Source organism: Ruegeria sp. CF3 (assembly GCF_056537365.1).
Genome location: NZ_JBQFRK010000001.1, coordinates 377,209 through 396,439, shown reverse-complemented (window position 1 = coordinate 396,439; position 19,231 = coordinate 377,209). Strand labels below are relative to the sequence as shown.

General features: G+C 56.2%; 18 protein-coding genes. 6 read left to right on the top strand and 12 right to left on the bottom strand.

What is annotated here, in order from left to right; all coding sequences use genetic code 11:
• Positions 1–32: 32 nt before the first annotated feature.
• The 9 genes from ACR0KC_RS01975 to ACR0KC_RS01935 all read right to left on the bottom strand — a co-directional run bounded on the left by ACR0KC_RS01975 (position 33) and on the right by ACR0KC_RS01935 (position 10,625).
• Positions 33–488: a cytochrome c-type biogenesis protein gene (locus ACR0KC_RS01975; protein WP_170405571.1), complete on the bottom strand. Its 456-nt coding sequence runs from the start codon at positions 486–488 to the stop codon at positions 33–35.
• On the bottom strand, positions 485–2,449 hold the full coding sequence (locus tag ACR0KC_RS01970; RefSeq protein WP_170422436.1) for a heme lyase CcmF/NrfE family subunit: 1,965 nt from the start codon (positions 2,447–2,449) through the stop codon (positions 485–487). The genes ACR0KC_RS01975 and ACR0KC_RS01970 overlap by 4 nt, the downstream gene beginning before the upstream one ends.
• Before the next feature lie 74 nt (positions 2,450–2,523).
• Positions 2,524–3,102 (bottom strand): holin family protein, encoded by a 579-nt coding sequence (locus ACR0KC_RS01965; RefSeq protein WP_480704737.1) that lies wholly within the window; start codon positions 3,100–3,102, stop codon positions 2,524–2,526.
• Positions 3,093–3,704 carry a holin-associated N-acetylmuramidase gene (locus ACR0KC_RS01960; protein WP_480771417.1) on the bottom strand — a complete coding sequence of 204 codons (612 nt, stop codon included), beginning with the start codon at positions 3,702–3,704 and terminating at the stop codon, positions 3,093–3,095. Before ACR0KC_RS01960 ends, ACR0KC_RS01965 begins: the two co-directional genes overlap by 10 nt.
• 149 nt (positions 3,705–3,853) lie before the next feature.
• Positions 3,854–4,300, bottom strand: coding sequence for a cytochrome c maturation protein CcmE (ccmE, locus tag ACR0KC_RS01955; RefSeq protein ID WP_170405562.1), 447 nt, complete (start codon positions 4,298–4,300; stop codon positions 3,854–3,856).
• Between the two features lie 7 nt (positions 4,301–4,307).
• Positions 4,308–5,336, bottom strand: coding sequence for an N-acetyl-gamma-glutamyl-phosphate reductase (gene argC / locus ACR0KC_RS01950; protein ID WP_480771416.1), 1,029 nt, complete (start codon positions 5,334–5,336; stop codon positions 4,308–4,310).
• A 94-nt stretch (positions 5,337–5,430) separates the two neighbouring features.
• A complete protein-coding gene (murI, locus tag ACR0KC_RS01945; protein ID WP_480771415.1) occupies positions 5,431–6,240 on the bottom strand; it encodes a glutamate racemase in 810 nt (269 codons plus the stop codon).
• 8 nt (positions 6,241–6,248) lie between these two features.
• Positions 6,249–7,127 (bottom strand): lysophospholipid acyltransferase family protein, encoded by an 879-nt coding sequence (locus ACR0KC_RS01940; protein WP_480771414.1) that lies wholly within the window; start codon positions 7,125–7,127, stop codon positions 6,249–6,251.
• A gap of 78 nt (positions 7,128–7,205) precedes the next feature.
• Positions 7,206–10,625: an indolepyruvate ferredoxin oxidoreductase family protein gene (locus tag ACR0KC_RS01935; protein ID WP_480704731.1), complete on the bottom strand. Its 3,420-nt coding sequence runs from the start codon at positions 10,623–10,625 to the stop codon at positions 7,206–7,208.
• A 169-nt stretch (positions 10,626–10,794) separates the two neighbouring features.
• Between ACR0KC_RS01935 and ACR0KC_RS01930 the strand changes: the two genes are divergently transcribed.
• From ACR0KC_RS01930 to grxD, 6 genes are all read left to right on the top strand, one after another.
• Complete coding sequence (locus ACR0KC_RS01930) at positions 10,795–11,703, top strand: LysR family transcriptional regulator (RefSeq protein WP_170393176.1); 909 nt, start codon at positions 10,795–10,797, stop codon at positions 11,701–11,703.
• Between the two features lie 269 nt (positions 11,704–11,972).
• Entirely contained in the window at positions 11,973–14,219 is a 2,247-nt protein-coding gene (locus ACR0KC_RS01925; RefSeq protein WP_170393177.1) for a mechanosensitive ion channel family protein, read from the top strand.
• A gap of 189 nt (positions 14,220–14,408) precedes the next feature.
• On the top strand, positions 14,409–16,568 hold the full coding sequence (purL, locus tag ACR0KC_RS01920; protein ID WP_170393178.1) for a phosphoribosylformylglycinamidine synthase subunit PurL: 2,160 nt from the start codon (positions 14,409–14,411) through the stop codon (positions 16,566–16,568).
• Positions 16,569–16,706: 138 nt separating this feature from the next.
• Positions 16,707–16,943 carry a BolA/IbaG family iron-sulfur metabolism protein gene (locus ACR0KC_RS01915; protein WP_170393179.1) on the top strand — a complete coding sequence of 79 codons (237 nt, stop codon included), beginning with the start codon at positions 16,707–16,709 and terminating at the stop codon, positions 16,941–16,943.
• Positions 16,944–16,986: 43 nt separating this feature from the next.
• A complete protein-coding gene (locus ACR0KC_RS01910; protein ID WP_170393180.1) occupies positions 16,987–17,277 on the top strand; it encodes a hypothetical protein in 291 nt (96 codons plus the stop codon).
• On the top strand, positions 17,264–17,626 hold the full coding sequence (gene grxD / locus ACR0KC_RS01905; protein WP_170393181.1) for a Grx4 family monothiol glutaredoxin: 363 nt from the start codon (positions 17,264–17,266) through the stop codon (positions 17,624–17,626). Before ACR0KC_RS01910 ends, grxD begins: the two co-directional genes overlap by 14 nt.
• A 1-nt stretch (position 17,627) precedes the next feature.
• On the opposite strand, the gene ACR0KC_RS01900 is transcribed toward grxD, so the two are convergent.
• Genes ACR0KC_RS01900 through ACR0KC_RS01890 form a run of 3 tightly spaced genes read right to left on the bottom strand, consistent with a single transcriptional unit; the run spans position 17,628 to position 19,203 of the window.
• Positions 17,628–17,978, bottom strand: coding sequence for an MliC family protein (locus ACR0KC_RS01900; protein ID WP_170405544.1), 351 nt, complete (start codon positions 17,976–17,978; stop codon positions 17,628–17,630).
• Complete coding sequence (locus ACR0KC_RS01895) at positions 17,978–18,370, bottom strand: cell division protein ZapA (RefSeq protein ID WP_170393183.1); 393 nt, start codon at positions 18,368–18,370, stop codon at positions 17,978–17,980. Before ACR0KC_RS01895 ends, ACR0KC_RS01900 begins: the two co-directional genes overlap by 1 nt.
• Positions 18,370–19,203 (bottom strand): coiled-coil domain-containing protein, encoded by an 834-nt coding sequence (locus ACR0KC_RS01890; RefSeq protein ID WP_170393184.1) that lies wholly within the window; start codon positions 19,201–19,203, stop codon positions 18,370–18,372. The genes ACR0KC_RS01895 and ACR0KC_RS01890 overlap by 1 nt, the downstream gene beginning before the upstream one ends.
• Between the last annotated feature and the right edge of the window lie 28 nt (positions 19,204–19,231).

Genomic DNA, 19,231 nt, shown 5'->3' with positions numbered 1-19,231 from the left:
AAATGCGGAAAAAGGAAAAGAAGAACCGCGCGTCAGTCTTCCAGAATTCGGCGCAGACGCTCTTGTTCTTCCTCACTAAGGCCTTCTGAATGCGCTACTTCCTGATGCTGCGCACGCTTGCGCAAAAAGTTCCACCCCATGCCGGCCGCTATCAGCAGCATGACAGGAGCCGACAGCCATAACAACAGATTGGCGCCGGTCGCGGTAGGTTTCAGCAGCACATATTCGCCATAGCGATCAACGATGAAGTCCACAACCTCTTGATCAGTATCCCCCGCAACCAGACGTTCTCGCACCAAGATACGCAGATCACGCGCAAGTTCGGCATTGCTTTCGTCAATGCTTTCGTTCCTGCACACCAAGCAGCGCAGACCGGTACTAATATCCCGCGCTCGTGTCTCGAGCGCCGGGTCGTCAAGCACTTCATCCGGCTGAATAGCCATGATCGGGGATGCAATCAGCAGCAGGATAACAAGCAGGCGCTTCATTCGGCAGGAACCCCGCTTGCAGGCGTTTTCCGTGCACCGGCTGCAACACGGAAACGGCGATCCGACAGGCTGAGCACACCGCCCAGAGCCATGAGGATACATCCGCCCCAAATCCAGTTGGCCAGAGGTTTGATATAGGTTCGCATCACCCAGCCGCCATCAGCTTGTTGATCCCCGATCACAACATATAGATCGCGCAGAAAGCGGTAGTCGATTGCAGCCTCAGTTGTCGGCATCCGTGCCACAGGGTAGTCGCGCTTTTCCGGGTTAAGAGTCGCGATATAGCGCCCGTCCTTCTCAACAAGCACATCCGCCATGGTTGAGAAATAGTTCGGCCCCTGTACCTGACGCACATCTTGCAACGTCAACGTAAACTGCCCCACTTCAAAAGGCTGACCCGGTTGAGCGACACGAATATCCTCGACTTCCCAAGCGGTTAGGCCTGCGATGGCAAACATGGTGACACCCAAACCACAATGGGCCACCGCCTTACCCCAGTCTGCGCCGGGCAGTCGAAACAGGCGTCCAAAACTGCCTTTGCGGCCAGTGCGGCTCCAAAGATCGACGATGGCGCCGAAGGTGATCCACGCCCCCAGGAACAAACCTACGGGTCCCAATGCGCTGCGTCCGGTCTGCATCACCCAGACCAGTATCGCGATCGTGACCGCCAGTACAAATGCATAGCGCAAAGACCATGCCGCCCGGCTTAGCTTGCCCCGCTTCCACGGCAGCATTGCGCCGACGGGAAGAACGATTCCGAGGGCGACCATGAATGGGGTAAATGCCGCATTGAAGAACGGCGCGCCCACCGAGAGTTTTCTATCGAACGCCATCTCGGCCACCATTGGCCACATTGTGCCAAAAAACACGACAAAGCAGCTAACTGCCAACAAGATGTTGTTCAGAACCAATGCACTTTCGCGGCTGACCATTCCGAAGACACCCTTCGCCTCCATCGCCTGCGCGCGTGCAGCAAACAGGGTCAACGCACCGCCGGTAAAGATGATCAGGATGAACAGGATAAATACGCCACGCTCAGGATCATTGGCAAAAGCATGGACCGAAGTCAGCAGCCCCGATCTCACGATAAAGGTCCCGATCAGAGAAAACCCAAACGCGATAATCGCAAGCAAGATCGTCCAGCTTTTCAACGCCTCGCGTTTTTCCACCACGATGGAGGAATGCAATAGAGCGGCCGCCAGTAGCCAAGGCATAAAGCTGGCGTTCTCAACAGGATCCCAGAACCAGAACCCGCCCCAGCCCAATTCGTAGTAGGCCCACCAGGATCCAAGCGCGATACCGATCGTCAGGAAGACCCAAGCCGCCAATGTCCAAGGCCGAACCCAACGCCCCCAAGCCGCGTCCACCCGGCCCTCGATCAATGCAGCAACGGCAAAACTGAACGCCATGCTGAGGCCGACATAGCCCAGATACAGGAATGGCGGATGGAAGGCCAAACCGGGGTCCTGCAGCAGCGGGTTCAGGTCCCGTCCATCGAACGGAGGAACAGGCAGTCGGTCAAACGGGTTCGATGTGAAGAGGATAAAGGCATAGAAAGCCACTCCGATCGCGGCCTGAACGGCCAGCACCCGCGCCTTTAAGGTCGGAGGCAAGCCAGCGCCGAATATGGCGGCCATCGCGCCGAATATCGCTACAATCAGGACCCATAACAGCATCGAACCTTCATGGTTTCCCCAGGTCCCGGTAATCTTGTAGAGCATCGGTTTTGCCGAATGGCTATTCTCGACCACGATCCGCAACGAGAAGTCAGACGTGGTAAACGCCCAGACCAGTGCACCGAAGGAAAAGGCGGCCAAAATGAACTGCGTGATGGCGGCCGGTTCAGCGAAAACCATCCACCCGTTCCAACGGTTGGCAGCCCCGATCAACGGCACCACAGTTTGGACGATGGCAACGAGGAAGGCTAAGATAAGTGCGAAATGGCCGAGTTCTGTAATCATGGCCTGCTTATACTGCGGCACCGGTGCAAGTGCCATTCACATTCGCCTCGGATCACCGCACATAATGTCGCGCCTCAGGTCTTTCGAAGCCGCTTCCAGTCCTCCAATGCAGGGTTCGATTCCGGCTGGTTGACTGCTTCGGCCAACGATGCGTCCGAGCCAGTATCGGCGGCACCCGGACTGTCATCGCGCAACCCGCGGATCGTTTCAAGATTGGCGATCACCTCAGGCGCCCTCAGCATTGTCGCGCTGATTTCCCTTTGAAAATCCTGCGCTTTGATCTGATGCCGCGCGCCAAAGTAAAACGACACGATCACCCCTAACAGCCACCACAGTGGCTCTGGCACCAGCGCAATTCCCTGCATTCGTGCTGCGAACCACAACGGATCGATCATGGCGGCCAGAAACAAACCCAATGTTCCCAAAGCCAGCGCCGGTCGCGGAAGGCGATTCAGCCCATCCATGAATCGATCAAACCTGGTTTTGCTTGGGGCTTGGAATTCAGTGCCGAATTGCGCCATGGCTGCACTGCGCAGTTCGACAGAACGCTCGGCACCGCTTTCTACATTTTCGCGAAACACTTCCGCAGTTTCACGAACCACATTGCGACCTCCGCCAAACAAGAGCGCCAACAAACCCGAGATCAAACCCATCCCGAAACCCTTTTCTGAAACGCGTCCTCGCTCAGATGATACTTGGGCGATAAAAACTCTTCCGCACGCTTGATCCATCCGCCTTTGCCGCCCGCGCGTGTTCTGGCATATTTACGAAGAGCCATCCGCCGGTCTGCTAAACGGAAGTAATAGTTTCGTCTTGCGACCCCATAGGCATCACGAAACACCAGAGGCTTTGGACTAGCCGCCTCCCGGCTCGCCTGCGCAGTCTGAGGGCCGATGACCCCGTCAACCGTAATGTCATACTCCATCTGCCGCAGCAGGTTCTGCAGGATTTTCACCGCTTGAGCTCCTGCATTGACGTACATGTCGAACACGGATGCCTGTACGGCTTCCGGCAGCACCTGAAGGCGTGGTTTCTCAAAATAGTGTTCCAGAAAAATATCGACGGCCTGCACTTTGCTAAGCATGCGCACGTCTTGTTGCGTCACCGAACCATCTCGGTCCAGATCGAGACCCAATCGGCGCATGGTATGGATCGTCACCCCGTATTTCGTGGCACCGCCGGGATCATCGGGGTCATCCACAAAACCACCTTCCCGCGCCACGATCCCTTTTGCAATCTGCCGCACTGTCCGCATTGCCGCCCCCTCTGCCAAACTTTGGTAAACGGTCGGACAATTTCGTTAACACCACTGCAAAACAAAGGGCGCTGCCTACCTCTCGCACGCAACGCCCCGCTTCTTCTGTTTAGAAATTTTAGCGCCGATGGCATTCAGCGATGCTGCATTCAGCTATCGCCTGATTCCTGATAAACGCCTTGCTCTTTTAATGCGTCCACAACCTCTTTGGGCATGTAGGTTTCATCATGTTTCGCAAGGATTTCAGTGGCTTCAAAGACTCCGTTCACATAACTTCCGGTGCCCACCATACCCTGATTTTCCGAGAACAAATCAGGCAGAACACCGGTAAAAGCGACCTTTACGCTTTCACCGCCGTCGGTCACGACGAAGTGCACAGTCTCACCCTGCCCGCGAATGATCGAACCTTCTTCGACCAATCCACCTATACGGAACACCTCGGTCGGTTTCGGCGGTTCTGCAATCACCTGACTGGGTGAGCGGAAAAAGTTGATGCCATCACGCATCGCATATCCGATCAGACCCGTCGCCAGTATCAGGGCCGCAACAGCCACTAGAATGACTTGTACACGACGACGTTTCTTAAGCGTTTTCATACCGTCCTCACGGGAACAAGGGGGCCATCATCAGACCCAGGGTTTCATCCTCACCTAACATCAGGTTGGCGTTCTGCAAGGCTTGCCCACTGCTACCTTTTGTCAGGTTATCCAATGCTGCCACCACGATTGCACGGCGTTCGATCCGATCTCCAACGACACCGATATGGCAGAAGTTCGACCCCCGCACATGGTGGGTCGAGGGCGTCTCGCCAAATGGCAGCATCTCAATGAAGGGCTCGGCTTCATAGGCCGATTGAAGTGTCTCATACACGCTCTGCGGGTCACCCTTTACATAGGTTGTGGCCAGAATACCCCGGTTGGCTGGGATCAGGTGCGGTGTGAACTGCACATGCACCGTCCGTCCAGCCAGTTCCGTGAATTCCTGATCAAACTCGCCCAGATGCCGGTGCGTCCCGCCAACGGCATATGCGTTCGCCCCTTCACTGAGTTCTGCGTGCAATAGATTCTCTTTCAGCGCCCGACCTGCGCCCGAGACCGCGCATTTCAGGTCCAGAATGATGTCATCCAGATCAATCACACCCGCCGAAATCAGCGGACGCAGCACATACTGACCCGTCGCGGCATTGCATCCGGTCCCGGCAACCAGCCGAGCGCCGCGGATTTCGTCACGGTAGAACTCGGTCAGACCATAAACCGCCTCTTCCTGATGCCCAAGCGCGGCATGTGAATTACCATACCACTTCTCGTATTCGTCGCCATCGCGAAGCCGGAAATCTGCCGACAGGTCAACAATTTTCAAGGTGTTGGGCAGTTCACGAATGACTTCCTGACTGGTCTTGTGCGGCAAAGCGCAGAAACACAGGTCGATTTGGCTAAAGTCGATCTCGGAAATCTTGCAAAGCACCGGCAAATCCATATGGCGCAGATGCGGAAATACCTGCGCCATTGTCTGTCCAGCCTTCCGCTCGGCGGCCAGAGATTTGATTTCCATACTCGGATGCCCGGCGATCAGCCGCACGAGTTCCGCGCCGGTGTAACCAGAAGCGCCAAGAATTGCGATTTTGTGGGTCATGTCAGACCTCTTTCATTCATGTGTCACATGGGGTGACCGCCGCTGTGACGGTCAACGAATTACGGAATCGGAAAAGCGCCGTCCTTGACCTAGGTCAGGCGGCTTCAAAGGTGATTTGTCGTCGGAGGAACTGAGTCGCGCGATCCGTCACAACGCCCGGCTGACCCGTTGTCAGGAAGCCGTCGGTGCCCTCACCCAGCATATTCGGATGCCGTTGCAAGTAGTCTGCAAGGCTTTCCGCAACCAGATCACCCTGGCTATAGACTTTCACATCCGGTCCGAGCGCCTGCTGAAACGTCTCTGCCATCAACGGGTAATGCGTACAGCCCAGAATGGCTGCTTGCGGTTCTGGCATCTTGCGCTTCAGAGCATCCACATGGCTGCGTACCAAAGCCTCGGCCAAGATCATGTCGCCCTCTTCGATGGCGTCCACAACCCCGCCGCAGGCTTGCGCCTCGACATCAACCCCTATCGCCCGAAACGCCAGCTCCCGCTGAAACGCACGGCTCGACACTGTCGCGGGCGTCGCAAACAGCGCAACATGCTGCACCTGAACCTCACGCGGCGGAGAGTTGTCGCCCCATTGCCGTTCAGTCAGCGCCTCAATCAAAGGCACAAATACGCCCAGTACACGCTTTCCTTCTGGCACGCCCGCTTCTTGCATCCGACGCAGGGCGGCGGCGCTTGCGGTATTGCAGGCCAGAATCACCAGATTGCAGCCGCGATCCCAAAGGTCCTGCACAGCGTTTCGTGTCAGGTTAAAGATATCCTCGGCATCGCGCACACCATAAGGCGCATGCGCGCTGTCCGCGAAATAAAGAAAGTCAACGTCGGGCAGACGTTTCTGCGCGGCGTTCAGGACGGTCAAACCACCCAATCCGGAATCAAAGATACCTACTGCCATTTGCCCCTTCAGGCGCGATGCCGTTCCTCGAATTCATAGCCATAGTCATAAGACTCCAATGGCTCTGGAGACAGCTCATACGTGGCTTTGCGCAGGAAATCCATCATCTTGCGCGTATCCTTGCCCAGCGGGTCCAGAATGTCGCGCCCAATGGGGTCTCCTACAACCACGCGGACGGGGGTATCGACACGTTTCTTGAACTCTTTGATCAGCAACCCCATCCGCAGAGTGTTGTGCAGATGGCTGGCAATCTGGAACAAACGCGAGGTGTGACCATCGAAGAAAACCGGCACAACGGTCGCATTGGATTTGGCAACCATCCGCGCTGTAAATCCGCGCCACCCTGGATCCATCGGATGAGAAAATGGCTTGGCCGCAGTGCTGACGGTGCCACCCGGGAAGATCCCGATTGCATCACCATCGCTTAGGTAGTTCAGAGCGGTTTTGCGGGTCGCAAGATTCAGCTTCATCGCATCTTTTGTGGCATCAAACGAAATTGGCAGCACGATGCTGTTCAGGTCTTCAGCTTTGCGAAAAACATGATTGGCGAGAATGCGAAAGTCTGTCCGAGTCTGAGACAGGATGTGTCCCATCATTAGCCCGTCTAGAATGCCATAAGGATGGTTCGCAATCAGGATCAATGGCCCATCTTTTGGGATGTTCGACAACGCACCGCCAACCACGTCTAATGTCAGCCCATATCGATCCACCATTACGGACCAAAAATCACGCCCCTGTGCGACCTCCTGCTCATACCCGTCAGCGCGGCGGATAAGACGCAGACGACCGGTGGTGTTTTCCATCAACTTGATCACCATCCGCCCGCTCCGCGTTTCTGCGGAATGGGCGTAAGAGATGTCACGAGCGACGTGATGGCGCGAGGGCATTGGCTACTCCGGTTTGCTGCCGCTTAGATAAGGCCGGGTAGCCATTTTGCATAGGTTTGATGACAAGCTTGTAAAGCCTCACTCTGCCGCAGCTTTCATCTGAGGCCCGCCATCGCGAATAACAGCCAACAATTCCTCGCGACGTTTCGCAGCCTTGGCTTCATTCGCGACCAAAACCGGACCGAAACCGCGAATGTCCAATGGCAGAGCCGCAAGGGCCGCGATCGCATCACTGGTTTCGGGTGTCAGGCTGGGCAAAACCTCTTTCATATCCTTTTCATACTGGCGGATCAGAGCACGCTCCATTTTGCGCTCTGTCGTGTAGCCAAAGATATCCAGCGGAGTGCCGCGCAAACCTTTCAGCTTGGCTAGAACCTTCAACGGACCAAGAAACCACTCTCCGAACGCTTTCTTGGCCGGGCGTCCATTGTCGCCCTTCGTCCCCAGGGTTGGCGGCGCAAGATGGAAGGTCATCTTAAAGTCACCATCAAACTCGGCCTCCGCCTTCTGGCGACTGTCGAGCAGCAATCGGGCGACTTCATATTCATCCTTATATGACAAAAGCTTATGGTAGCCTTTGGCAATAGCCTCACGAACGTGTTGATCTTCAACGCTGTCGACCAGCTTGCGATAACGTTTCGCCAACCGCTTGTTCTGATAGTCGATCAGGTGCGCAGCGCGGAAATCGATCACTTGATCGAGGGTCTTTGGTAACTCTGCTACGTTGGGGCGCAAAATATTGGCCACGTCGTCGGGGTGGGTCACCGCCCAGCGACCAACTTCAAAGGCGCGTTTGTTGCGCTCGACCGCCGCACCATTCAACTCAATAGCACCCATTATCGCTTGGTGACTGATCGGTAGCAGACCACGCTGCCAGGCTGCGCCAAAGACCATCATATTGGAATAGATCGAGTCGCCCATCACGGCTCGCGCCAGATCGGTGGCATCGAAAAGGGCCACCCCATCTTTCAACCGCGCCTGCAGCGCAAGCTGCAATTGATCGCTGGGGATTGTGAATTCTGTATCGCGCGTGAAGTCACCGGTGATAATCTCATGACTGTTCACAACGGCGCCGGTCTGGCCGGTTTGCGTGAGGCCAAGCGTCTTGGCTCCTGCCGATACCACCAGATCACCGCCAATCAGCGCATGCGCCTCGCCAGTGGCAACACGAATCGCGCTGATATCATCGGGCCGGTTGGCCAGACGGCAATGGATATGTACGGCGCCGCCCTTCTGTGCGAGGCCGGCCATTTCCATCATACCGGCACCCTTGCCGTCGATTTGTGCGGCTTGCGCCAGAACCGCCCCGATGGTGACAACGCCTGTGCCACCAACGCCGGTGATCACGACATTATGGGTGCCGTTAATCTGTGGCAAAACGGGGTCCGGTAGGTCGGGCAAGTCGAGGTCGGTCGTCGCCTCTTTGCGGATTTTCGCCCCTTCAACGGTTACAAAAGACGGGCAGAACCCGTTCAAGCAGGAAAAATCCTTGTTGCAGCTTGACTGATCAATCGCACGCTTGCGGCCAAGTTCGGTCTCTTTCGGTACGATGGAAACACAGTTCGACTGAACGCCGCAATCTCCGCAACCCTCACAGATATCAGTATTTATGAACACTCGCTTATCGGGGTCGGGGAACGTGCCGCGCTTGCGTCTCCTGCGCTTTTCAGCTGCGCAGGTCTGGACATAAACAATGACCGATACACCCTCGATTTCGCGGAATTTTTCCTGAACCTGCATCAGTTTTGAACGCTCGAACGTCTCAACGCCCGAAGGCAACGCACCAAAATTCACATCTTCTTTTTCGTCGTAAACGACAGCGACGTTGCTGACACCCATCGCGCGGACCTCGGCGACGATGCGTTCGGCACTTAGCCCACCTTCGTTCTCCTGACCTCCGGTCATCGCAACGGCGTCGTTATAGAGGATCTTAAAGGTGATATTTGTGCCCGCGGCCAGTGCCGCCCGGATCGCCTGCACGCCGGAATGGTTATAGGTGCCATCGCCGAGGTTTTGGAAAACATGTTGTGTGGTCGAAAACGGAGCCTCGCCGATCCAGTTTGCCCCTTCGCCGCCCATCTGTGTGAAACCGGTGGTTTCGCGATCCATCCACTGCACCATGTAGTGACAGCCAATCCCGGCATAGGCTCGGCTGCCATCAGGCAGCTTGGTTGAACTGTTATGCGGACATCCTGAACAGAAGTATGGTAAACGCGCCGCGATTTCCTGCGCATTGTCAGCCCGGCGCGCTTCGGACAGCGCCTCCAGTCCGGCACGAACGCCATCTGTATCGCGCCCCTCTTCGATTAGGATCTCACCCAGCTTCTCGGCAACCATGATCGGGTCAAGCGCCCCTCGGGTCGGGAACAGTTCTTCGCGGTGCAGCGTCCCCGCGCCGCCTTTGTACCAGCCATAAACGCGACGCCCACGACGGTCGTCAAAGATAGCCTCTTTGACCTGAACTTCGATCAGCTTGCGCTTTTCCTCGACGATCACGATCAGGTCCAGCCCCTCAGCCCAATCGTGGAAGCCCTTCATATCCAAGGGGAAAGTCTGCCCGATCTTATAGGTGGTAATGCCTAGCCGTTCGGCCTCATCCGCGTTGATGTTCAGCAGCGACATGGCATGAGTCAGATCAAGCCAGTTCTTACCCGCCGCCACAAACCCAATCTTGGCACCCGGTTTTCCCCAGACCCTCTTGTCTAGCTTGTTGGCGTGCGAAAAGACCTCTGCCGCAAAGCGCTTGTGGTCGATTACGCGCGCTTCCTGCAGATGCGGTGTATCACCTAGCCGAATATTCAGCCCACCCTCTGGCATATCGAACTGAGGGGTGACCAGCTGCATCCGGTCAGGGCGGCCATCTACGACGGAAGTCACTTCGATCGTGTCTTTCATCGTTTTCAGCCCGACCCAGACCCCGGCGAAGCGGCTGAGCGCAAATCCATAGATGCCATAGTCCAGAATTTCTTGCACACCTGCCGGGCTGACCACGGGCATGTACATGTCCACCAGTGACCATTCCGACTGATGTAAAACGGTCGAGCTTTCACCCGTGTGATCATCGCCCATGGCCATCAATACACCGCCATGTTGCGCCGTGCCCGCCATATTGGCATGGCGCATCACATCACCGGATCGATCTACGCCCGGCCCCTTGCCATACCAGAGCCCAAAAACACCATCGAATTTTCCGTCGCCACGCAGCCCCGCCTGTTGGCTGCCCCACAATGCGGTTGCAGCCAGATCTTCGTTCAATCCGAATTGAAAGGTGACATCCTTTTCGGCAAGTTGCTTTTCTGCACGAGACATCTGAAGGTCTACAGCCCCAAGCGGAGACCCCCGATAGCCTGTGACCAGACCCGCTGTGTTCAATCCCGCCGCAGTGTCTCGTACTTTTTGCATCAGCATCAAACGCACCAGTGCCTGCGTGCCGTTCAAAAGAACCGGGCTTTTGGACAGGTCGAACCGGTCGTTGAGTGAAATTTTCGGCTGACTCATCTGACGTCTCCCCTCGTCGGATTAGTGTGCTTTATTCTCGTGCATATTAGGTCATAAATACTGACCTGTATAGTGATTTTACTCTATTCCGTAACGATTTCCGGGTTTCATTGTGGAATTTGTTACCTGTTTCATATAGGGCTGCGCGAGGATAACGAAAGTTGCGGCGATGGATTGGGACAAGCTCAGAATATTTCACGCGGTTGCAGACGCTGGCAGCCTCACACACGCGGGAGACAAGCTCAATTTATCTCAATCCGCGGTGAGCCGTCAGATCCGCGCGCTTGAAGAATCACTCGATGCAACCTTGTTCCACCGCCATGCACGCGGTCTGATTCTGACAGAACAAGGCGAATTGCTGTTCGATGCCACGACGGCCATGCTGAAACGTCTGGATGCCGCTGCAGCGCGTATCCGGGATAGTGAAGATGAGGTCTTTGGCGTACTGAGGGTGACCACCACCTTCGGGTTCGGCACGCTGTGGCTCGCACCGCGCCTACCGAAGCTCTATGAACAGTATCCTGACCTCAATATCGACCTCATGCTTGAAGAGCGGGTATTGGATCTGCCAATGCGTGAAGCCGATGTGGCCATCCGCATGAAAGAGCCCAGCCAGGCCGATCTCGTGCGCAAACGTCTGATGACAGTGCAGATGCTGCTCTATGCAACGCGCAGCTATTTGGATGCTCATGGTGGGGCGCCTGAAACGCTGGAAGACATTTCCAAGCACCGATTGATCTGCCAAACGCCCGCAGCCCCTCAGGTTGGGGCAAGCGCGTCGATGGTTCGTCACCTTATGACATACAATCCCGGCTCGTTGCTGACCGTGAACAACTATTTCGGCGTTCTTCAGGGCGTGCTGCATGATCTGGGTATCGGAGTACTTCCTGATTATGTGACTGAGGACTTCCCGGATCTGGTCCCCGTCATGTCAGACATCGAAAGTGCTGATGTCCCGGTTTACCTCGCCTACCCCGAAGAATTGCGTCATTCCAAACGGATAGCGGCATTTCGGGACTTTGTGCAGGATGAGATAATCGCCCATCGCAAACAGTTGAGGCAATTGGGCAAGCTATAGCCATGCACTCAGAGCATAGCGGGCATGACGCCGGGGTCTGCTAATAGACCTTGATCGTTAATAAACTGATCCCTAAATGAGCACATGAAGGCGGTGATGCTGAAACGCTCATCATCTTCATACCTCCCTGTTGGACTACGGCCGAGCTTAGTGCTCGGCCTTTTTTTTGCGCCAGGCTGATGCAATTCAGTGGAAAGCACTGGGAAAATCCAATTCGTAGGCCTATGATCCCGAAAAAACACCTAAATTTCGTGTTCGAGGGCTAATTCATGTTCCACTCATTCCGCCTATTGTTGGCGATGATTTCAGTCTTGTTCCTGGCCGTGCCACTTCATGCACAAGACACAAGCACAACCGCTACAGTTGAAATTCCCGAAGATCTGACGCCAGAACAGGTTGATGATCTGGTTGCGCGCATGTCTGACGACCAAGTACGGGCAATCCTTCTGGAACGCCTTGACGCTGTTGCCGAAAAGCAAGCGGCAGAAAAGGAAGGTCAGGAAGACCCGCTGACCGAGCTCAATGAGATCTGGGCAGAAATGGTCGCATCCTGGACACATGTTCTGACCACAGTTCCCAATATCATCAGTGCGCAAATCACTGCATTTAGCAATTTCTCTGACAAATTGGGGGGCGCTGGTGTTCTGACGCTAATGGGGCTGGTGCTCTCGGTCCTGATAGTCGGCTTCATTGCTGAGAAGCTATTCATTTTCCTGACCCGCCGCTGGCATGAGGCAACCGAGCCCTCGGGTGACGCGGATCTCAGAGGCGCTGTGAACTACCTGTTCCGCCGATTTTGCCGCGAAATTGCAGGGCTTATCGTATTCTACGTCGTCATTCGGGCGATTGGCCGAGGATTGCTGAGCCCCGAGCAGATCATCTATGCAGCCCCATTTGTATTCTACTTAATCTGGGTGCCGCGTCTGGGGGCAGCAGTCTCGCGCTTTGTTCTTGCGCCGCAAAAGCCACAATTCCGATTGGTAAACATTGACGACCACTGGGCAAAATACCTGCATCGCAACCTGATCGGTCTGCTGATCCTGATCGGCTTTACCTTGTTCGTACTAAGGTTCAATGCGCTGAACGGCGTTACCGGCGATCAGACGCGCATCGGTTTCTGGCTGAACGCAGCAATCCACGTCTATATCGGCATAATCGCCTGGACTGCGCGCGAAGGTTTGTCACAGATGATGCTGGGTACCGACCCGGACCACACCAAGTTCGACGAAGAAGTCGCGCGGTATTACCCGTATTTTGCAATCGGCGTTTCGGTTGTGATTTGGCTGCTGGTCGAATTCCTGGTGGCACAACGCAACCCGGCGCTGATCCGCGTGCTGTCCGGTGGAGCGCATTTCACAACCATGTTCTGGCTGTTGATTGCACCTGCACTTGATACATTAATACGTGGTTTGGTGCGCCACCTGCAGCCGCCAATGTCGGGCGAAGGGCCATTAGCAGAACGCGCCTATCGATCGGCCAAGCGCAGTTATATTCGCATCGGTCGGGTGATTGCTGGCCTCTTCGTCGTCTTCATGATTTCCCGTGTTTGGCAGCTTGATCTGCGCCATGTTGCGTCCGCAGGTATCGGTGCCGAAGTTGGCGGCGCAATCATCGAGTTCCTGCTGATCATCGCTGTCGGCTACATCCTGAACGAGATCGTCTCGCTGTGGATTAACCGTCGTCTGGCCAAGGAACAGACAGCGGCCGAGGAGCTGGATGAAGAAGCCGGCGGAGAAGGTGGCGGCGCGGGTGGTTCGCGTCTGGCGACCGTCCTGCCCTTGTTGCGGATTACCGCACAAGTCACCATCTCGGTGATCTTCGGCCTACTGGCCCTGAGCGCTCTGGGCATTAACATCACGCCGCTGCTGGCTGGTGCTGGTGTTTTGGGTCTGGCCATCGGCTTTGGTGCGCAGAAACTGGTGGCCGATATCGTTGGCGGCATCTTCTTCCTGATCGATGACGCCTTCCGCGTCGGCGAATATGTCGATGTCGGCGGGACCATGGGAACGGTCGAGAAAATTTCGATCCGCTCAATGCAGCTTCGCCACCATCGTGGTCCGGTGCACACTATACCTTATGGCGAGATTCAAAAGCTCACCAACTTCAGCCGTGACTGGGTGATCATGAAGTTGAAATTTACTGTGCCGTTCGACACCGACCCCAACAAGGTCAAGAAGATCTTCAAGAAGATCGGTGCCGAGATGATGCAGGACGAGGTTCACAAAGATGGCTTCCTGCAGCCCTTCAAATCTCAGGGTGTGTTCGACTTCGACGATGTCGGTATGATCATCCGAGGCAAGTTCATGGCCAAGCCCGGCAAGCAATTCACACTGCGTAAGGAAATCTTTAACCGTGTGAAGGCCGAATTCAACGCAAATGGTATCGATTTCGCCCGCCGCGAGGTGCGCGTCGCCATCCCGGGGTTGGATGAGGCTGAGAACATAACTGAGGAACAAAAAGCTGCCGCCGGCGCAGCCGCCGCAGATGCGGTCAACAAAGGGCAAAACCCCGCCTGACACTTAGGCTTCGACACGTTTCAGCCGCTGGCTGAACCAAATCAGCACGCCTCTGAAATCGGAACCGGTCTTATGGCCGGTTCCGTTTTTTATTGCCCGATGTCCCCTGTGCGGGTTTGGCTCTTTCCTCAAGCGGCCCATTGCCCTAAAAGGCCCGCAATCTCGGCCCACATGGACACAGGACAGAAGATGCAAGAGCCCGCCATCACACCCGATCTGATTGCCGCACATGGGCTCAAGCCCGAGGAATACGACATGATCCTTGAGATCATCGGGCGTGAGCCGACCTTTACCGAGCTTGGCATCTTTTCGGCGATGTGGAACGAGCATTGTTCTTATAAGTCATCCAAGAAATGGTTGCGCACCCTTCCAACCTCTGGCCCTCAGGTTATCTGCGGCCCAGGCGAGAATGCGGGTGTCGTCGATATCGGCGACGGTCAGGCCGTGGTGTTCAAGATGGAAAGCCACAACCACCCCTCGTATATCGAACCCTATCAGGGCGCGGCGACCGGCGTAGGCGGCATCCTGCGGGATGTTTTCACCATGGGCGCACGGCCCATCGCCTCGATGAACGCACTGTCCTTTGGCGAGCCGGGCCACCATAAGACGCGCCAATTGGTGAACGGAGTGGTCGAGGGGATTGGCGGCTACGGCAACTGCTTCGGTGTGCCTTGCGTGGGTGGCGAAGTTCGGTTCCACCCGGCCTATAACGGCAACTGCCTTGTGAACGCGTTTGCCGCTGGTCTGGCTGACAGTGACAAGATTTTCTACTCGGCCGCTTCGGGCGTTGGGATGCCCGTCGTCTATTTGGGCGCAAAAACCGGTCGTGACGGTGTGGGCGGAGCAACCATGGCATCGGCCGAATTCGATGACACCATCGAAGAAAAACGCCCCACCGTTCAGGTCGGCGACCCCTTCACCGAAAAGCGCCTGATGGAAGCAACGCTGGAACTGATGCAGACCGGTGCCGTGATCTCGATCCAGGACATGGGCGCGGCGGGCCTGACCTGTTCTGCCGTGGAAATGGGCGATAAGGGCGGCCTTGGCGTGCGCCTTGATCTGGAAAACGTACCTCAGCGCGAAGAGAACATGACAGCCTATGAAATGATGCTGTCGGAATCTCAGGAACGGATGCTGATGGTCCTCAAACCTGAGCTTGAGGCCGAGGCCCGCGCCGTGTTCGAAAAATGGGACCTCGATTTTGCCATCGTAGGCGAAACCATTGCCGAAGACCGTTTCCTGATCATGCACAATGGTGAGATCAAAGCCGATCTGGTCCTGTCTAAACTGTCCTCGACCGCGCCTGAATACGACCGCCCGTGGGAACCGACCCCTGAGTCCGCGCCACTGGAAGACGTACCACAGATCGATCCGATCGACGGTCTGCGCGCCCTGCTCTCTTCACCCAATTACGCAGGCAAACAATGGGTCTATGAGCAATACGACACCATGGTCATGGCGGATTCAACTCGCACGCCGGGTCTGGGCGCTGGCATGGTCCGCGTACATGGCACCGACAAGGTGCTAGCCTTTACCAGCGACGTAACCCCACGCTATGTCCGTGCAAACCCGGTGGAAGGCGGCAAACAAGCGGTGGCCGAGGCCTATCGCAACCTGACCGCCGTGGGGGCCAAACCACTTGCCACCACAGACAACCTGAACTTCGGGAACCCCGAAAAGCCCGAGATCATGGGTCAGTTCGTCGGCGCGATCCAAGGTATCGGTGCCGCCGTTGGTGCGCTGGATATGCCAATCGTGTCGGGCAACGTCTCGCTTTATAACGAGACTGACGGCCAGGCGATCCTGCCAACCCCCACCATCGGCGCGGTTGGTCTTCTTGCTCATAGCGACGAGATAATCGGAAACGAAGTTCGGGATGGCCATGTTGCGCTGGTCATCGGCGAAACCAACGGCCATATGGGTCAGTCCGCCCTGCTGGCCGAGGTATTCAACCGCGAGGACGGAGACGCGCCGCATGTTGATCTGGCTGCAGAGGCGCGCAACGGGGAATTCATCCGTGCCAATCGCGAGATGATCAAAGCATGTACTGATCTTAGCGATGGCGGCCTTGCACTGGCTGCGTTTGAACTTGCTGAAGCTGCAGGCGTCGGCGTTTGCCTGGATGATGCATCATCCGAGTTCCTATTCGGCGAAGACCAGGCCCGTTATCTTGTGGCATGCAACTTCGATCAAGCCGAGGCGCTGATGATCGCTGCCGGTCAGGCTGGTGTCCCGCTGGTCTCGGTTGGTCGATTTACCGGTGACAGCGTGAAGATCGGCAATTCCGAAGCTCCTTTGGCGGAACTGACCGAGACCTTCCGCCAGAGCTTTGCCGCCGCGGTCGCCTGATAAATCGTCTCTTTCGAATTCCAGAATTCCCGCGTCTTCCATAGGCGCGGGATTCGCGTATCTGAAAAATGCTCGACGTCTTGCACGCCCGCTCCCATCACTCTACATCTTGGGAAAGACCTACAGGAGTGAACCTACATGCCGATGAGCGCCCACGAGATTGAAACCCTGTTGCGCGAAAGCTTTCCCAATGCGGAAATTCAGGTTGGTGGCAGCGATGGCGTGCACATGTCCGCCATGGTCGTGGACGAAAGCTTTCGCGGCAAAAACCGCGTTCAGCAACAGCGTGCGGTTTACGCCGCGCTGAAAGGCAAGATGGATGGATCTGATGGGGAATTGCACGCGCTGGCGTTGACGACGAAGGTACCTGAATGACACAGCACTACTTTCAAAAAAGCGCCTAAGTGGCTTTGAAAACATGAGTGGCTGGCCCTTCTGGATATCTCTTCTTGGTGCATTGATAGTTGTCGCCGCCCTCATCGAAGCCTATGTCAAACGCAACAGAAAACGAAAACTGTCGGATATGCGCCCTGACCCCGATACGCTTAGCAAGGTTGGGGGAATTGAACGATACGGGCTTGATCCGGTGACGCTTGCACAAGCAGAACACCGGCGGCTTGAAGAAGAAGGATGGGCACCTGAACTGCCCGATAACCGAACGACCGCCGCGCAAGCGGATGAAAAGGAAAAGCAAGATGAGCGACGTTAAGACCCAGATCGACGAAACCGTCAAAGCCAACGATGTGGTGCTTTACATGAAAGGCACCAAAGAGATGCCGCAGTGCGGGTTCTCATCCCGGGTGGCCGGTGTTCTGAATTACATGGGTGTCGAATACACCGATGTGAACGTTCTGGCTGACGAAGCTGTGCGCCAGGGCATCAAGGACTACTCCGACTGGCCAACCGTGCCTCAGCTTTATGTCAAAGGCGAGTTTGTCGGCGGTTGCGACATTATCACTGAAATGACGCTGTCGGGCGAGCTAGACACACTGTTCGATGAAAACAGTGTGGGCTACAACAAAGACGCTGCGGACAAAATCCGCGAAGCAAACGCGTAAGCTATCGGCTGCTACAGTCCTTGAACAATACGAGTTCCGGGGCTGTGTCGCCTTCGGCCTGATGGCTGATCGTGGCATCCCACCCCTTGGAGCGCAGGGTATATGTCCCTGCCCCTCCGACGGATTCATACCGGATGCCCGAGCCGCTTGGAACCTGTTTCATGGGGATCAACTGATCATCGATCATCATCGCAGCCGCCCCATCGCCATTTGAGGCGTTAAAGTAGGACACCGGCACTTGCGTGTTGTTTTCACAGGTAAACGTCACGGACAGAATGTCGATATCGGCCTTTGCCATCGTGCCAGTCAGCGAGACGACGGCCGCGCAAAAGGCCATTCGGGCGATCGGCATTAGGCCGTCCTTTCTTCAATGACTGCCGCCAGGGCTTCGGCGCGCGCCGCCATTTCAGCCAGCGTATCCGTGACAGATGGCGGCACTACCGCGACCTCGATCCGTTCAGGTTCCGGCTGCGGTTGGCTGCGGAGCCGCTTCAATTCGGTCTCCAATTCAACCAGCTTTGCCTCGGCCAGTTTCATGCGATCTTCATGCGCGGCTGCCTTGTCTGCCAACATGAGTCCCGCCATCAGCAGCATCCGCGATTCCGGCATACGTCCGATCTGGTCCGACAAAACCTGAGCCTCATCATCCAGCAGTCTGGCTGCCGCTTGCAGAAACGGTTCTTCTCCGTCCTGGCACGAGACATCAAAGCCGCGGCCACCGATATGAATGGTTACTTCGGGCATTATTCCACCTCTCCCTCGGCCAGATTGGCATGACTTAGCAATGGCTCAAGTCGAGCCAGGACCGCATGCGCTTCGGCTGCGTCCGACGCGCGCGCGGCACGTATGGCTTCTAATTCGGCTGTCGTGGCCCGGTTCAGCATGTCAGCATCCGTGACACCGTCCTCTGCGGCGGCGCGTAATTCATCGACAGCGCTCCGGAGCTGATCGTTTGCATTGCGAAGCCGTTGCAAATCATCATCCAACCGGGACATCGCGGCCCCATGGCTAGCCCGTTCCGCGCGCAGCATCTCAAGCTCGGCATTGAGTTCGGTTAACCGCTCGCTATCGACCAGTTCAGCCCGCAGACGCGCCAATTCGGCCTCCATCTCTTCCGCGCGATCCGCGATTGGGGTCAGTTTCTCGACCTGCGCGCGCAACGTATTGGCCTCTTCTGCGGCGCCCTGATGTGATCGCAGAGTCTCAATCTCAGCCTTCAAGCCCTCTACTTCGTCCGTGTTTTCAAGCGCAGCCTTGGCATCCGCCAACTCGGCCCGCGCAGCCTCAACCGTGGCGAGCTGAGAGGTCGCCTCGGCCAATTGCGCACGCAGCGCATCCACTTCCGAACTCGGTGCCGGTTGCGCACGTAGCGCGTCAATCTCTTGCGCGTGTCTCTCTTTGATCGTTTTCAGCCGTTCCTCAAGCTGGGCATTGGCCACCCGCTCTTCTTCAAGCGCCGTTCGCAGCGACGTGTCATCACCGGCTGCGGATCCAGCATCGTGCAAGGCCTCGACACCATTACCGATCCGCTCCATCGCGGTGATAATGCGGCGTTGTAGTTCTTCGATCTGACTCATGCCTGTGTCACCTCTTTATCAAGGTTCG

Bases quoted from the DNA above. Each gene is read 5' to 3' on its own strand.
- ACR0KC_RS01900 (WP_170405544.1), bottom strand. From the start codon at position 17,978: ATGCCGATCGCCCGAATGGCCTTTTGCGCGGCCGTCGTCTCGCTGACT.
- ACR0KC_RS01940 (WP_480771414.1), bottom strand. From the start codon at position 7,127: ATGCCCTCGCGCCATCACGTCGCTCGTGACATCTCTTACGCCCATTCC.
- ACR0KC_RS01910 (WP_170393180.1), top strand. From the start codon at position 16,987: ATGAGTGGCTGGCCCTTCTGGATATCTCTTCTTGGTGCATTGATAGTT.
- ACR0KC_RS01895 (WP_170393183.1), bottom strand. From the start codon at position 18,370: ATGCCCGAAGTAACCATTCATATCGGTGGCCGCGGCTTTGATGTCTCG.
- ACR0KC_RS01915 (WP_170393179.1), top strand. From the start codon at position 16,707: ATGCCGATGAGCGCCCACGAGATTGAAACCCTGTTGCGCGAAAGCTTT.
- ccmE (WP_170405562.1), bottom strand. From the start codon at position 4,300: ATGAAAACGCTTAAGAAACGTCGTCGTGTACAAGTCATTCTAGTGGCT.
- ACR0KC_RS01925 (WP_170393177.1), top strand. From the start codon at position 11,973: ATGTTCCACTCATTCCGCCTATTGTTGGCGATGATTTCAGTCTTGTTC.
- argC (WP_480771416.1), bottom strand. From the start codon at position 5,336: ATGACCCACAAAATCGCAATTCTTGGCGCTTCTGGTTACACCGGCGCG.
- ACR0KC_RS01960 (WP_480771417.1), bottom strand. From the start codon at position 3,704: ATGCGGACAGTGCGGCAGATTGCAAAAGGGATCGTGGCGCGGGAAGGT.
- grxD (WP_170393181.1), top strand. From the start codon at position 17,264: ATGAGCGACGTTAAGACCCAGATCGACGAAACCGTCAAAGCCAACGAT.
- ACR0KC_RS01930 (WP_170393176.1), top strand. From the start codon at position 10,795: ATGGATTGGGACAAGCTCAGAATATTTCACGCGGTTGCAGACGCTGGC.
- murI (WP_480771415.1), bottom strand. From the start codon at position 6,240: ATGGCAGTAGGTATCTTTGATTCCGGATTGGGTGGTTTGACCGTCCTG.
- ACR0KC_RS01935 (WP_480704731.1), bottom strand. From the start codon at position 10,625: ATGAGTCAGCCGAAAATTTCACTCAACGACCGGTTCGACCTGTCCAAA.
- ACR0KC_RS01890 (WP_170393184.1), bottom strand. From the start codon at position 19,203: ATGAGTCAGATCGAAGAACTACAACGCCGCATTATCACCGCGATGGAG.
- purL (WP_170393178.1), top strand. From the start codon at position 14,409: ATGCAAGAGCCCGCCATCACACCCGATCTGATTGCCGCACATGGGCTC.
- ACR0KC_RS01970 (WP_170422436.1), bottom strand. From the start codon at position 2,449: ATGATTACAGAACTCGGCCATTTCGCACTTATCTTAGCCTTCCTCGTT.
- ACR0KC_RS01965 (WP_480704737.1), bottom strand. From the start codon at position 3,102: ATGGGTTTGATCTCGGGTTTGTTGGCGCTCTTGTTTGGCGGAGGTCGC.
- ACR0KC_RS01975 (WP_170405571.1), bottom strand. From the start codon at position 488: ATGAAGCGCCTGCTTGTTATCCTGCTGCTGATTGCATCCCCGATCATG.